The sequence below is a fragment of the Sulfurospirillum diekertiae genome (assembly GCF_002309535.1).
GTDB classification, from domain to species: domain Bacteria; phylum Campylobacterota; class Campylobacteria; order Campylobacterales; family Sulfurospirillaceae; genus Sulfurospirillum; species Sulfurospirillum diekertiae.
The window spans coordinates 1,443,445-1,457,663 of sequence record NZ_CP023275.1; the positions used below are offsets into that span (position 1 = coordinate 1,443,445).

Here is a 14,219-nt window from a genome sequence, read left to right on the forward strand (position 1 = left end):
ACTTTTCTCTTTTTCTAAGTCATAAATATGCTTAAATATACAGCACGTTTAGCTTGACATTCCCATTATTTTGGAGTGACTCCAAAGCGCTGATGAAGTGGCTGACTTGATTATGACATTTATGCAGGGATTACGAGTTCAATCACGAAATCAATACTCTGGTGATGCAATCAAGCGAGCCATAAAAACATTTTTGGCTTTGATAAAGTCAATGGAAAAGAAAAAAAGTATATTTTTAGGTTTGTAATTGATATAAGAAAACGTTATAACTTTTTTTTCAGTTTTAAGAGAGATGACTTGGTAAATAACTCTCTTTTGAGCTAGATCGCCAATTATCTCTCTTGTTTTAAAAAGTTAGAGTCGTAATGCGCTCTTCTTTCTCTTTTTCATAATAAGCTTCTACGCACTCTTTATACGCTGTTAAAAATAACATGCTGCATCGTGATTCTTTAGAATCGTCATCTTTGATTTGTTTCAAAATATTACCAGCTAAAATGTAAGTCTCTGAAAGCGTAGCATTAAAAGCAGAATCTAAATAAAGCGAAGCTTGTGCAAGCAGTGATGGGCAACCTTTGATTTCAAAACCACATCTGACAGTCTTATCATCTTCAATTTGCATAGTAAGGACAACTTTACCTTTTCCATCGGGGTGAAGGCATGTCGCTTTGGCATTGTAATTATCTAATAGTCCATAAAAACGAGGGTTTTTCATATGGTCTTCTAATTGGCTTATGAGCCCTGTGTAGTCAAAATCATCACGCATAGTGTTTATTCCTTTAGTTATAATTTTAATTATGGCAAAAAAGTATAGGACGTTTATAGGTAAAATATAAGTTAATTAGACGAAAAAACCTATTATCTCATACTGCGCATTCCTAATGTCTAGAAGTATTTTCATACAAATATAGCATATTAATTAACATGGCTAAGATCAATGATAAATTTTGCGCCTTTTTTAGAATTCTTTACATGTAAAGAACCACCGATGTTTTTTTCTATGATAATTTTTGCCATATAAAGCCCCAAACCAGTGCCATTTTTTTCTTTTTTAGTGCTAAAGTATGGGTCAAATATCTTCTCAATGATCTCAAGATCAATTCCTTCTGCATTATCTTCTATGAATATTTCTTTGTTTTTGATAGTAATCCATATCTGTTTGTCTTCTTTGGTTTTCAAGGCATCTTTGGCGTTGCTCATGAGAATGGTTAAGACTTGAATGAGTTCATTTTTACATCCAATGATAGTACTTTCATCGCTCTTTACATGTAAAGAAATTTGTTCTTGTTTAAAAGGTGTTCGGAGTAATACCATGGCACTCTCAACGGCGCTTTTAAGGAGAAAAACACGCTCCTCTTTTTTTGTAGAAAAGAAATTTAAAAAATCATTGATAGTATTTGACATGTATTTTATCTGTGTATTGGCTTCATGGACCTTTGTTTTCAATTTTTCATGTGAAAGCATTTGAAGTTCACTGGTCATTTCAATGTTGGCCAAAGTTGTTGAGACATTGTTAAGAGGTTGTCGCCATTGGTGAGCGATACTTGCAATCATCTCGCCCATTGCAGCAAGGCGTGATTTGGCTAAAAGCTCTTTTTGAAAAGAGAGTTTTTCATAAAAGAGTTTACTCAACCTGATATAAATAGAAAAGCACAGTAAAATTGCAGCAATAGTATTGGTGACCTGCATATTGTTGATGTAGGTGCCCTTGTTTAAGTAGGTATCAAAGAATTTGATATCAAATGAAGAAAAATAGAAGATAAATGGGTAGTAGATAAAGGCTGAGCTGATGATGTATAAAACGGAGACTGTGAAATCTTTTTTGAGGTTGACAATACCAACCATGAAAAAAAAGGGTAGAATTAATGCTGCTATAATGTAGCTGTAGTGGTCAAAGATAAAATTGTAGATATTTAATATTAAAGAGAAGAGAAGGCTTATATTGATAAATTTATCAACCCAAAGATAATTATTTTCTGTTTCAAAAAAGTATTTAGTAAAGAGTAGAAAAGTGATAATGTGAAGGGCAGGGAAGAAGATATTAAAAAGGACAATGATATTTTTATTGGAAAAGTTTAACCACTCTAATAAGACGACAATATCAGGAGAACAGTAGAGTGTTGGGGGTAAAAGTACCAAGCAATAGTATCCCAAACTTTTTTCTTTGATAGAAAAAAATACGATTAAGTTAAAGAAAAATATACTAATTAAAATTCCGAAAAAGAATCCATTGTCAAAATAAGACTTATCTGTTGAAATAACACTAAAGGTTTTTTCTTGATTAACTATTTTTATGGATTTAAAGACATCATACCCTTTTTTTTCATTAGATTTTACATATAGGGTTAAAGTTTCATTGGGGCTAATGATAAAATTATCAAATACAAACCCAGTGCGATCTTGGTCATAAAGTGAAGAATGTTTTAGTATTTGATTATGTTTAACATAATAAAGATCCAATTTGGCGTTGTACCAAAAGAAGATAATGCTTTTTTCAAGTTGTTGAACATTATTATTGGACATAGGTATTTTTATCCAAAAATTTCTGTTATCTAAATTTCGCATATCAGAGTATTGTAGATTTACTTTCGAAAAACTAGGATTATTAATAGCTTCATCAATAGATATATCTTTTTTAAGGAGATACGTTGATGGATTTTCTAAATTAATATAAGGCAAAGCACAAGCAGGAGAAAGTATTAATAAATAAACAATCAAAAAAGAGCGTAGTAGTTTCATTTATAGAGTTTCAATTTATAACCAAGTCTTGCTACATTAATAATAGTCTCTGGAGGCAAATGTTTTCGGATATCTCGTACTAACGAACGAATAGCGGCACTACTCATACCTTCTTCCCAGATATTATTTTCAAACTCTTGATAACTAACAATTTCATTAACACGTTTTAGTAAATATTCTAAAAAAGTGATTTCACTTCTTCTCAAAATTACATCTTTCTCATTGACAAAAAGAGCACGTTTAATAGTGTCATAATAAACTATATCAGAAAAATAAATTTTTTCATTTTTATTGTTTTTAAGATTAGCAACACATTTTTTAAGAGCATTTTTGAGATCAATCGCGGTGACAGGTTTTAGGATATAAGCTGCTAGATTAAGTTCAACGGCTTTTAAAAAATACTCAGTGTCTGTATAAGCAGTAGCAATGACAAGAGGTATTTTTTGGTTAAATTCACGAATTTGTTCACACACTTCAAGTCCATTAAAGTAGGGCATTTCGATGTCAAAAATAGCAATATCAATAGTATTGTTTTGAAAGATTTGAAGAGCTTCTTTCCCATCTTTGGCTAAATATACTTTTTTGCAAAAAAGAGAAAGTATTTCTCCTATGTTTTCACGAGTTTGTTCTTCATCATCTGCATAGAGTATTGTATAAGAAGCGAGCATGTTAAATCCCTGAAATTTTATGAATAATGTACGTATTATAAAAAAAGAAATATAGAACTTGTAGATAAAAAATATTTTCCTTCTATTTTAGTTATACAACGGTTGCATAAGTTTTAAATACAATTTTCATAATAAGTCAGATGTTAAATGGTTGTACTTGGGATCATTTAATTAAAGGTTACAAGAAGGTTTAAAATCATTATCATGATTGTATGGTAGATGATTTTTTAAGGAGTAAATATGGAAAAGAAAAAACCTGAACTTTCACGTAGAGATTTTGGAAAGATAGTTGCTGGCGTTGGTGTTGCGGTTACTATTGCACCATTTGGGGGCACAGATGCTCATGCAAAAGAAAAAGCATCGCAAGAGATTCGTCATCAATTCGCGATGCCAGATGGGGTATCTCCTATCAAAATCAATGAAAAGTATGAAAGATTTAATGAGGGGCATGTGGCATTTTATCATCCCTCTTCAGTGATGATTCCAAACTTCAAAGGAGAAACTAAGTTTTGGGTGTTTTCTATGATGGACCAAAAGCAAAATTTGATTAATACAGCACAACATGCACCTGGCGTTAAAGCTCCAAGTGTTGCTGAGGCAAGATCTGCTAGAGCATGGGAATCAGCTGCGTGGACACTGAATGAAATGCTAGGATATGGAAAGCCAAATAGAAAGATGCATTTATGGGATAATTTTAAAGCAGCAAAGGATTGGCCACATATCTATAACAAAGCACCAGATGAAAAAGATCCTGCCATATTAACAAATCAGATTAAATACGTTACAAGATTAGCAGGGGCTGACTTAGTGGGTATTGCAAGATTGAACCGAAATTGGATCTTTAAAGAGGCTTTTACTACAGTATCAGATAAGCCTGAGGATGATAATAACTTTATCACAAAGCCAATTAACTTTAAAGATATTGAAAAACCAACGGAAACAGAAGATGAATACATTATTCCAAATAGCTTTGCCAATGTTATCGTTTCTGCTTTTGCGATGAACCGTGATATGATGCAGTGTTTGGCTACTTCTATGGCACATGCAGCTGCGGCACTTTGTTACTCTCGTATGGTGGCGCATGATATGTGGATTTGTCAGTTTATTCGTAACCAAGGCTACTATGCAATACCAAGCTGTAATGGTGTTGGACAATCAGTTGCCTTTGCTGTTGAAGCAGGTTTAGGACAAGCTAGTCGTATGGGAACTATCATCACCCCTGAGTATGGACCAATGGTTCGTCTTTCTAAGATCTTTACCAATATGCCTCTTATTCCCGATAAACCAATTGATTTTGGTGTTACAGAGTTTTGTGAAACATGTAAAAAATGTGCAAGAGACTGTCCTTCCAAGGCAATCTCAGAAGGGCCACAATCCTATGAAGCACGAGATATTCATAATGCAAATGGCCGCTACCAATGGCACAATGACCATAAAAAATGTTTACAGTATTGGGTTGAATCGGGCGGAGACTGTGGCATATGTGTAGCTGTTTGCCCCTTTACAAAAGGCAATATTTGGATTCATGATGGCGTTGAATGGTTGATTGATAAAACAAGATTCCTTGATCCTGTAATGCTAGGTATGGATGATGCACTGGGTTATGGTAAAACACGAAATGTAGAAGAAGTATGGAAAGGTAAAATCAATACCTATGGTTTAGATACATCTCACTTTAAAGATACGGAGACAACAGGAAAGGATAGGGTAAAAAAATCATGAAATTATTAAATATTTTAAATTATAAAGCAATTGGTTTGAGTTTACTTTATTTGGCATTGATTTTGGTTACTTTCCAAATTTCAATGGGAAGTTATGGAGAAGATGAGCCACAAGCTGGTAGTATATTAATGGTTGCTGGATTGATTTTTTCGATCATCGGTGTTTTTCTTGCAATGAAGTTTAAGCCAAACTATATTTTATGGGATAAACTTGAGCGTTAATCTTTGAATTGATTATTAAATAAAAGGTACAAAGTCTACCATTTTTTGGAAGTAATGTACCTTTTTTGTTTTGTATTTCTGTTAAAGCGATATTTTTGGGAGTAATGGCGATAGTACTATTTTAAAAAACAAGAGACTATGGAAGTTTTAAGATAAACTCGGCTCCTCTTTTATTGTTTGCAACTTGAATACTCCCTTTTATATTATTTTCCATAATGATTTTTGCTGTGTAGAGTCCAAGTCCTGTTCCATTCTTTTCAAGTTTTGTTGAAAAATAAGGCTCAAAAATTCGATGAATAATTTTGCTATCAATTCCCCCTGCATTATCGCTAATGGATATCTCATTTTTACTTGTTTTAAAATAAATCTTTCGATCTTCTTCAGGATTATCTTTGAGTGCATCTTTTGCATTCGTTAAGATGGTGATAATGACTTGTATAAGTTCATTTTTATATGTATTGATTTCAAACATTGCATCGCACTGTGTGTAAATTTGAATATGATTGCTTTCAAAGGATGTGCGCATAAAAGAGAGTGAATCATCAATGATTTCTTTACATGAAAAAGTAGATTTTTGCTTTTTCTGAGAAAAAAAGTTCATGAAATCTTCTATGGTATTGGTCATATGACGAATCTGCAAATGCATCTCATTGAGTTTGTCTTGTAAGGTTTTTGGTGAGAGTTTATCAAGCTGGCTGTGCATGTCTATATTGACAACGATAGAGGAAAGATGACTCAGTGGTTGCCTCCATTGATGGGCAATATTGGCAATCATTTCTCCCATCGCACTAAAGCGTGAGCGTACAAGTATCTCTTTTTCAAATTGCCTTTTTTCTTCTAAGATCGAGAGTAGCTTTATATAGGTTACAATGCTTAGGCATAAAGAGCATAGTGTGCTGGTGACTTGAAGGTAATTGTTCATATTTTGTACACCATCAAAATTGAATATTCTAATAAAGGACTCCATAAATAGAGGGTAGATTAATAAAATCATCGCGATAGAATAAAGGGAAGCTTGCAGTTTGTCTTGTTTTAACATAATGAGACCAATTAAAATAAAACCTGGTAATAATATACCTGGATAAAAAATAATCAAAGATCCATTTGAAAAGATGAACTGTATAATTACCATTAGTATACAAGAGAGCATGTAAAAATTTAAAATGCTATTAATCGTGGCATGCTTATATTTGAGATCAAAAAACTCTTTGGTGAAAAGGGTAAGTGTCATCAAAATACTAAAAGGATTAGCCACTTTCATAATGTTATAGAGTATTGACTTTTCAAGGTATGGACTCAGTGCTGAGTAAAAGCTCCAGTGTAAGTTTGAGGTAATGAAGATAATGGACATTACAAACAAGACATAATAAAAGTAGCTTTTTAAGGATGTCATAAAGTACATAAATAAACTTGCAAAAAGAATGGTAAGTAAAATACCAAATAAAAGACCATGTTTATAAACGCTCTCATAGTTACTAATTTCTGATATAAGTTGTTCAGTATTGATGATATAAGCAGCAGAAAAATCATCCACTAATGGGTGATCATTGACTTTGATATAGATGGTACTTTCTTCATTAGGTCCTATAATGAAAGAGTAGTAAGAAATACCATTGTTTATGCCATCACTTACAGACTTAGTTTCGATGATTTTATTGTCTTTGCTATAGTAAACTTGGAGGTTGATATTCTTCCAGTAAAAAAGAAGTGTTTTATCTAGCTCTTTATTGAGTGTGTTTTTGAGAGGTATTTTTAACCAATAGTTCTTTGTAAATTGCTTTCTTAAAAAAACGGAAAGGTTATTGTTTTTGATGAAATCGCTATGCTTGAGAGCATCTTCTATAAAGATATTTTCATTTAAAAGATACGTATTTCGATGTAATAAGAGTTTCTCTTCATTTAAAGTAATTACGCCACTAAATAAAGAGAGTGTCAAAAGAAAAAAAAGAAAGAAGAACTTCATTTTTGAAGAACCAGCTTGTATCCAACTTTTGGAATATTTTGAATGCTCTCTTTGGTTAGGTGCTTTCTTAGATCTTTGACAAGGGTTCGAATAGCTGGACCACTCATCCCTTCTTCCCAAATATTATACTCAAATTCACTATAGTTGATAACTCTATTAGGATTTTTCAACATATATTCAAGAAATTGCATTTCAATATTAGACATCTTGCAAAACTCATTTGTATTCCACAGCAAAACCACGGTCAAAGTTGATTAATCCACATATCAAATTAAAGCGTAGATTGAATCGTTTTCTTCTGTTTCTGTATTTTTGGGTGAGTATCTGAAATGTTTTGATTTTAGCATTCACATGTTCAACACATATTCTAGCACTTGCTTTTTGTCTGTTTTCCTCTTTTTGCTCCTCACTCAAAGGATGAAGTTTGGAGGCTTTATGGGGAATTTGACAATGGCTATGTTCTTTGGCAATACCCAGATATCCCAAATCAACATAAACACAGGTCTTGGGCATCAAGGGGAGATTAGATTCTTGAAACAGTCTAAAATCATGTGTCGTACCTTTAGCGGTATGCACACACATAATCCTCTCCTCTTTATCAATCACAATCTGTCCTTTAAGGGTATGACGCTTTTGCTTACCTGAGTAGTACTCTCTTTGCTTTTTTTGGGTCTTTGACAAGGCGTTTCTGTCGCATCAATGACAACAAAAGAGAGGGCAACATCACTTTTATAGAGTTCTCTCTTGCTTGGCAATGAAAATCTACCAGACTTAATCAACACTTCTTCTACTTCACATACAATCCTTGAAGCCGTTGATTCACTCACACCATAATCAAATCCAATATGTTCAAGGGTGCGATACTCACGATAATAGCCAAGCATCAAAAGTACTTTATTTTCTGGTGAAAGAGATCTCCTCCCTCCTACACCTAATCCTTTTTTACGATTCTCATCGTATTGCCTAAACACCTCTATCATTGCGTTAAATGTCTCTTCATTAACGCCAATATGGCGCTTAAAATCTTTGGGTTTATGCTTTTGCATTTGTTCATATTTTTTCATGCCTCTTGCCAAGCATTTTTAGTGCCTTTTATTTGAGTTTTGCAAGATGTCTATTCGTTAATCTGACTTCACTATTATTGATATACAGTGTTCGTTCACCTACATTATAATATGCGCTCTGATTGATGTGAATTTCGCTATTTTTAGAATAACTTAATTGCTCTTCACATTTTTTAAGTGCTTTTTTCAAATCAGAAGTTTCTATTGGTTTTAAAATATAAGAGGTTAGATTTAATTCAACTGCTTTTAAAAAATATGCCGTGTCTGTATAAGCTGTAGCCATGACAATCGGGATATTTTTATTGCTTTTTCTGATTTTTTCGGCCACTTCTAAGCCATTAAGATAGGGCATCTCAATATCGAGTACCATGATATCTGGAGACTCATTTTGATACAATTCATATGCCTTTTCCCCATCTTGTGCTAGAAGTACATCATCAAAAAGAAGAGAAAGAATTTCTCCAATATTTTTACGAATTCCTGCATCATCTTCTGCATAAAGTACTTTATAGTTTTTAAACATGTGTGAACCTATCCTATAGTTTATAACTATGATTCTATCAGATATTTTGTTAAAAATTAACTTAAAAGAGTAAAAATTATCTATTTAATAGTTACCCTATATTTCACCTATAAGTTACCTATAAATATTCATAAAATTCAAGGTTCTCTCTTTATTGCACACAAAGTTACTACAAGTTTTATGTACTATGGAGTTTTAGTGTTGAATGTTGATTGTATTAATACAAAAATAAAGGAACGACATGTTTAGACAAGTAGTATCGTTGACGTTATTGGTTTCATTGCTGGCAGTTGGGAGCTCTGGTATTTTGATGATTATACTGAATAGTTTTGAGTTTCAGTTTCAGATGCATCCTGTTCATAAGATTTTTGGAGTCTTGATGGTTTTATCCGGTAGTCTACACCTGTATCTTAACTTCGGTTCAGTAAAAAAATACTTGAATATAAAAAAGATGGCACTTTTTACAGGAGTATTGAGCATAATAATGGTTTTACTTTATGGTGTAGGTATTAATAAACCATTAAACATAGAAAAAATAAAGCAGATGGAAAATATTGCAAAAACATTAGAAGAGTAAACAAAATTTCCTCAGAACTGGGTTAAAACTTCTCTGAATATCTACACATAATGAAGGACTTTATGATAAAAGTCCTTCTTCTATCTTATTTGATTTTATGACTACAAAGAGATAAAACTTTATGTTGTATTAAAAAAAAGGTAAAATTTTTTATTCATCTATTTTCTCCGCACAACTTATCTATTTTTTTTTCTTATCATTACATAGCAATAAAAATAAGTAATGATAAGAGAGTCTTAGTGCTAGGACAATCTTTAAGAGAGAAAAAGATGAATTTTAATCGAAGAAAATTTTTAATTTACAGCGCAGAAGCAGGAGCGATGTTCGGTCTTGTTGGAGCTGTTCCGTTAATGTCAGGAGAACATCACTACTTACGACCTCCAGGCGCCATTAAAGACGATACTTTTTATAAAGCATGTATTAAATGTGGTGCTTGTGTTTCAGCATGCCCCACTAAAGCGGTGACACTTATTGATCTTTGTTGGGATGTTAAAAATATCGGCACACCTATAATTGATATCAAAAATGGTGGCTGTATTGCTTGGGGAAAAGAGTGTCTTTTATGTGTTAAAGCTTGTCCAACAGATGTTTTGAGTGTAGTTAAAGATTTAAAAGAAGAAAAGCTTGGTCTTGCCATTATAAAAGAAGAAGAGTGTGTGAATTGTATGGTTTGTTTTTTACATTGCCCCATTGAGGGAGTAGTACTCTTTCCAAATCCAGAAGTTCCTGATAAACCTTATACTAAAGAACGTGATATACCTACAAAAATAAAACTCAAAGATTCCCCGTTAAAGCCTTATATTGTTAAAGATAAATGCATTGGGTGTGGATTGTGTGCTCATTATTGTCCTCCACGGTGCATTGATATGATTCCTATAGCAGACGTAAAAAAGGTAGCAAAAAATGAATCAAATTAATAAAGTTATTAATGTAAAAAAATTACAAATCATTAGAAAAAGTGTACATAACTTTTCTATGCTAAGCATTATACTAGGTGCATTTGGCATCATAACTGTTGCCGGAACATGTTATGTAAGTATTGGTTATTTTAGGCTTATTTGTCCAGTTGGTTTTATAGAGCTCTCTCTAGCAACACACACTATTAATACAAAACTTATCGTACCTTTTTTAACAATTTCAGTTCTTCTTTTTTTAGCGGGAAGATCGTTTTGTTCTTGGGGTTGTCCTACGTCTTATATGGGCGGAATTATACGTAAAATGACATCTAATGAGACCTATAAAAAATACACTAAAGTAAAAAATAAAGTGCAAAAGTATGTACCGCAACCTGGTATGGATGATATCTTTGTCATGATGATAGGTACATTAATAGGAATATTTGTATTTCAGTATCCACTACCTTGCACAATTTGTCCATTAGGAATCATTTCACGGGCTCTTATTGAAACAGTCAATCATTCTACAATTACGCATTTTCACATTGCACTACGTTATGACACTTTATTGTTAATAATTCCTATCGTATCTATGTTTTTATTTGTAAGAGGTTGGTCACAAGTTTGCCCTGTCGGTTCATTGAAAGGGCTTATGTCAACGTATAACAAGACAATCGTTCCTTCAACAACAGAAGCATGTGTCAACTGTAAGTTATGTGAACAAGTATGTCCTGTTAATATTGGACATCATAGAGGGCTTCCTGATATGAGTATTTGTATCAAATGTATGCTATGTGCAGAATATTGTCCGCAACATGCCATAGACATTGTTGCTTTATACGAGCATAAAAAAACAAAATTTAAAGAAGTAAAAGATGTGAATGTACTGAATACATCCATTGAAACAATGAATAAAACAGCTTAATTAACTTTACAAAAGGGATTATAAAATGGGCGTAACCAATGGTTACAAGAAAAAGTATATAAGTTTGGCGGCTATTCTCACTTGTGCCGTTAGAACAATATTTTTTTCTGAAGAGGTTAAAGTGAATAATATTGAAACTATATCGGTTCTTTCCTTTTTGAGAAGAGATGATTATGTGTGTTATTGAAGATACTTTTAATATCACAAGCGCTCTATCTCACGTTGCATTAATACAATGTCTTAAATTGTTTAACTAAAGAGGTTATCTCTTTGATTAAACTCAAGAAAAAAGGATAAAGAATGAATACCGCATTAATAGCTTTTTTTGCGTATATCGTCGATAAATTTGTTGGTGAATTTACAGTTATAACGCATCCAGTCATTTTTATTGGGCGTTATATAAGTTGGTTTGAAAAAAAATTTTATAAAAATACTTTTCAACGAGGCTTAGTGCTTGCTGTGAGTACATTAGGACTTACATACGTAGCTATTTGGCTGTTAGAAACTCTTTTATCTTCTCTTCCACATGGTATTTCAATATTTATTTCAATCGTGATTGCTTCGATGTTTTTGGCGCATCATATGCTCTATCATTCTGTTTTGGACGTCATCAATTCTTCTGTTCCAAAAGAAAAAATAAAGTATTTAGTCAGTCGTGACACTGAAGATATGGATGACCACGAAATCTACAAGGCATGTATAGAAACGTATACTGAAAATATTAATGATGGGGTTATAGCACCTTTATTTTATCTTCTTCTTTTTGGACTAAAGGGGCTTATTATTTTTAAAGCGATTAGCACATTAGACTCCATGGTGGGTTATAAAAATGAACGTTACTCTCATTTTGGAACTGCAGGAGCAAGGTTGGATGATATTGTAGGATGGATTCCTGCTCGTATTAGTGCATTACTTATTTATTTAGCTGCTAAAGGATCGTACAGCTTTAATACGTTAAAAAAGTATGCTTCAGGGCATGAAAGTCCTAATTCAGGCTGGCCCATTGCAGCAGCTGGATTGGCATTTCATTTAAAACTTGGTGGTCCTACACGCTATTTTGGTGCAATCAAAAATAAGCCTTATCTTGGGGATGGTTCCCTTCCCTTAACACAGCAAGACGTATGTAATGTACTCACGCTGCATTCAAAGATTGACTATATTGTATTGGGAAGTATGGCAGCAATGATTACATTTCTATGGTTGATACAATGAATGCACGTAACACTCAATTTACGAAAGCGTTTCATGCGTTAAAACAGAATGCGGGAAGTCATAGTCCAAGTATGGAAGACTTGAAAAAAATGTTCCCAACATTGGAAATCAAGATCGATGCATGCTATTTGTCAAATCCTTATGCTTCTGAGCTAGTACTTGATTATATTGACCGTGAATTAATTCAAACCAATGCCTATAAAAAGGTACTGACACACTACCCATCACAGCAACGTTCTTTGCAAAAAGTTATGGCGGAGTCTTTACATGTAAAGCCTGAAAATATATTTATCGGGAATGGTGCCACTGAAATTATTCAGATGCTTCTACAACAAGAAGAGGTTCAAAAAGTTGCCTTAATGATTCCTACTTTTTCATCGTATTATGAGTTTGTGGGCAAAGGGTGTGAAGTTGTTTATTTTCCATTGAATGAACGTGATGATTATAGCTTTGATGCGGATAAATACTGCCAATTTATTGAAAATGAACAACCCGATACCGTTGTGTTGATTAATCCAAATAATCCAAATGGTGCCTATCTTTCTTTAGAAAAGATGCACATTTTATTGAAACGCTTAGCCTTTGTGCCGCGCATTATTATTGATGAAAGTTTTATTCATTTTGCCTATGAAGACGAGGCATTGACATGTCTTAGCTCAACTGTTTTATTTGATATGTATCCTAATGTCATCATTGTTAAAAGTCTCTCTAAAGATTTTGGCATAGCAGGGGTTCGCCTTGGGTATGCCTTGATGGATTCACGTAAGATTGATGCACTTTTAGAGCATGGATTTTTATGGAATATCAATGGTATTGGTGAGTATTGTCTTCGACTTTTTGTAAGGGAAGATTTTTTAAAGCGCTATGAAGAAGCTAGAAAGCAGTATATCAAAGAGATGTGCAGATTTAAAGAAGCGCTTTTAGGGATAGAAAATGTGTATGTCTATCCTTCGATGGCTAACTTTGTGATGCTCAAACTTCCGTCTAGAATAAAAGCAAGTTTTGTGATTAGTGCACTCCTTGTTGAGTATGGAATTTATGTTCGCACCATGGCAGATAAAATTGGTGTTGAGGGCGAATGTATTCGTATTGCAGGAAGAACGCGTGAAGAGAATAACTGCATCGTTATGGCGCTCAAAAGCATACTAAAGGATAGTAAGTGATTACATTTATCACCGGTGGTGGACGTAGCGGGAAAAGTCTGTTTGCAGAAGATAGGGCTAAACGCTATAAAAATAAATGCTACGTAGCAACCGCCATTGCTTTTGATGACGAAATGAAATACCGCGTTAAAAAACATTTAGAGCAGCGTGGAAGTGATTGGGTTACTATTGAACAATACGAAGGTATCGCAAAAGCTTTACATGTAAAGGCAAAAGATGCACAGGTTGTCTTGGTAGATTGTTTAACAAATTTGGTCAGCAATATGATGATTATGAACCGCGATGTGGATTGGGAAACGCTCAGTGATGAAGCAGTTTATGAAATTGAACAAGAGATATTAGAAGAAGTGAATGCATTGGTGCTGTTTGGGCATGAGTTTGCTGGTGAAATGATTATCGTGTCCAATGAAGTAGGTATGGGACTCATTCCTGAATATCCCTTAGGACGTCGCTTTAGAGATATTGCAGGACGAATGAATCAGCACGTAGCACGTGCAAGTGATGAAGCATACTTGGTAGTCGCAGGATTACCGATGAAATTAAAATAGA

16 protein-coding genes are annotated in these 14,219 nt (G+C 33.4%); 8 read left to right on the top strand and 8 right to left on the bottom strand.

The genetic code is table 11. From position 1 onward, the window contains the following. Positions 1-346: 346 nt before the first annotated feature. From SJPD1_RS07465 to SJPD1_RS07475, 3 genes are all read right to left on the bottom strand, one after another. Positions 347-763: an iron-sulfur cluster assembly scaffold protein gene (locus tag SJPD1_RS07465; protein ID WP_025344667.1), complete on the bottom strand. Its 417-nt coding sequence runs from the start codon at positions 761-763 to the stop codon at positions 347-349. Positions 764-912: 149 nt separating this feature from the next. After that, entirely contained in the window at positions 913-2,520 is a 1,608-nt protein-coding gene (locus SJPD1_RS07470) for a sensor histidine kinase (RefSeq protein ID WP_069478035.1), read from the bottom strand. A gap of 212 nt (positions 2,521-2,732) precedes the next feature. Next, positions 2,733-3,404 carry a response regulator transcription factor gene (locus SJPD1_RS07475; RefSeq protein WP_025344669.1) on the bottom strand — a complete coding sequence of 224 codons (672 nt, stop codon included), beginning with the start codon at positions 3,402-3,404 and terminating at the stop codon, positions 2,733-2,735. Between the two features lie 240 nt (positions 3,405-3,644). Between SJPD1_RS07475 and SJPD1_RS07480 the strand changes: the two genes are divergently transcribed. Both SJPD1_RS07480 and SJPD1_RS07485 read left to right on the top strand, forming a co-directional pair. Further along, a complete protein-coding gene (locus tag SJPD1_RS07480) occupies positions 3,645-5,126 on the top strand; it encodes a reductive dehalogenase (protein ID WP_025344670.1) in 1,482 nt (493 codons plus the stop codon). Further along, complete coding sequence (locus SJPD1_RS07485) at positions 5,123-5,347, top strand: hypothetical protein (RefSeq protein WP_025344671.1); 225 nt, start codon at positions 5,123-5,125, stop codon at positions 5,345-5,347. Before SJPD1_RS07480 ends, SJPD1_RS07485 begins: the two co-directional genes overlap by 4 nt. A 136-nt stretch (positions 5,348-5,483) precedes the next feature. Here the strand turns inward: SJPD1_RS07485 and SJPD1_RS07490 are convergent, their stop codons facing one another. The 5 genes from SJPD1_RS07490 to SJPD1_RS07510 are packed head-to-tail and all read right to left on the bottom strand — an operon-like array spanning position 5,484 to position 8,897. Beyond that, positions 5,484-7,310: a sensor histidine kinase gene (locus tag SJPD1_RS07490; protein ID WP_069478036.1), complete on the bottom strand. Its 1,827-nt coding sequence runs from the start codon at positions 7,308-7,310 to the stop codon at positions 5,484-5,486. Further along, positions 7,307-7,516, bottom strand: a complete 210-nt coding sequence (locus tag SJPD1_RS07495; RefSeq protein ID WP_096046651.1) for a helix-turn-helix domain-containing protein — start codon at positions 7,514-7,516, stop codon at positions 7,307-7,309. The genes SJPD1_RS07490 and SJPD1_RS07495 overlap by 4 nt, the downstream gene beginning before the upstream one ends. A gap of 10 nt (positions 7,517-7,526) precedes the next feature. Then, the gene (locus tag SJPD1_RS07500) at positions 7,527-7,991 is read right to left on the bottom strand and encodes a transposase family protein (protein ID WP_084613060.1); all 465 of its coding nucleotides are present in this window, start codon (positions 7,989-7,991) and stop codon (positions 7,527-7,529) included. Then, a complete protein-coding gene (locus SJPD1_RS07505; protein ID WP_025343414.1) occupies positions 7,913-8,374 on the bottom strand; it encodes a transposase family protein in 462 nt (153 codons plus the stop codon). The genes SJPD1_RS07500 and SJPD1_RS07505 overlap by 79 nt, the downstream gene beginning before the upstream one ends. Before the next feature lie 28 nt (positions 8,375-8,402). After that, on the bottom strand, positions 8,403-8,897 hold the full coding sequence (locus SJPD1_RS07510) for a response regulator transcription factor (RefSeq protein ID WP_096046652.1): 495 nt from the start codon (positions 8,895-8,897) through the stop codon (positions 8,403-8,405). A gap of 241 nt (positions 8,898-9,138) precedes the next feature. Between SJPD1_RS07510 and SJPD1_RS07515 the strand changes: the two genes are divergently transcribed. The 6 genes from SJPD1_RS07515 (at position 9,139) to cobU (ending at position 14,218) form a co-directional block, all read left to right on the top strand. After that, the gene (locus SJPD1_RS07515) at positions 9,139-9,474 is read left to right on the top strand and encodes a DUF4405 domain-containing protein (protein WP_025344674.1); all 336 of its coding nucleotides are present in this window, start codon (positions 9,139-9,141) and stop codon (positions 9,472-9,474) included. A gap of 269 nt (positions 9,475-9,743) precedes the next feature. Then, a complete protein-coding gene (locus tag SJPD1_RS07520) occupies positions 9,744-10,391 on the top strand; it encodes a 4Fe-4S dicluster domain-containing protein (protein WP_025344675.1) in 648 nt (215 codons plus the stop codon). Then, complete coding sequence (locus SJPD1_RS07525; RefSeq protein WP_025344676.1) at positions 10,378-11,295, top strand: 4Fe-4S binding protein; 918 nt, start codon at positions 10,378-10,380, stop codon at positions 11,293-11,295. The genes SJPD1_RS07520 and SJPD1_RS07525 overlap by 14 nt, the downstream gene beginning before the upstream one ends. Positions 11,296-11,595: 300 nt before the next feature. After that, positions 11,596-12,507 (top strand): adenosylcobinamide-phosphate synthase CbiB, encoded by a 912-nt coding sequence (cbiB, locus tag SJPD1_RS07530; protein WP_025344677.1) that lies wholly within the window; start codon positions 11,596-11,598, stop codon positions 12,505-12,507. Beyond that, positions 12,492-13,670, top strand: coding sequence for a norcobamide biosynthesis serine-O-phosphate decarboxylase (locus SJPD1_RS07535; RefSeq protein ID WP_025344678.1), 1,179 nt, complete (start codon positions 12,492-12,494; stop codon positions 13,668-13,670). The genes cbiB and SJPD1_RS07535 overlap by 16 nt, the downstream gene beginning before the upstream one ends. Continuing rightward, on the top strand, positions 13,667-14,218 hold the full coding sequence (gene cobU, locus SJPD1_RS07540; RefSeq protein ID WP_038533193.1) for a bifunctional adenosylcobinamide kinase/adenosylcobinamide-phosphate guanylyltransferase: 552 nt from the start codon (positions 13,667-13,669) through the stop codon (positions 14,216-14,218). The genes SJPD1_RS07535 and cobU overlap by 4 nt, the downstream gene beginning before the upstream one ends. Position 14,219: the final 1 nt, after the last annotated feature.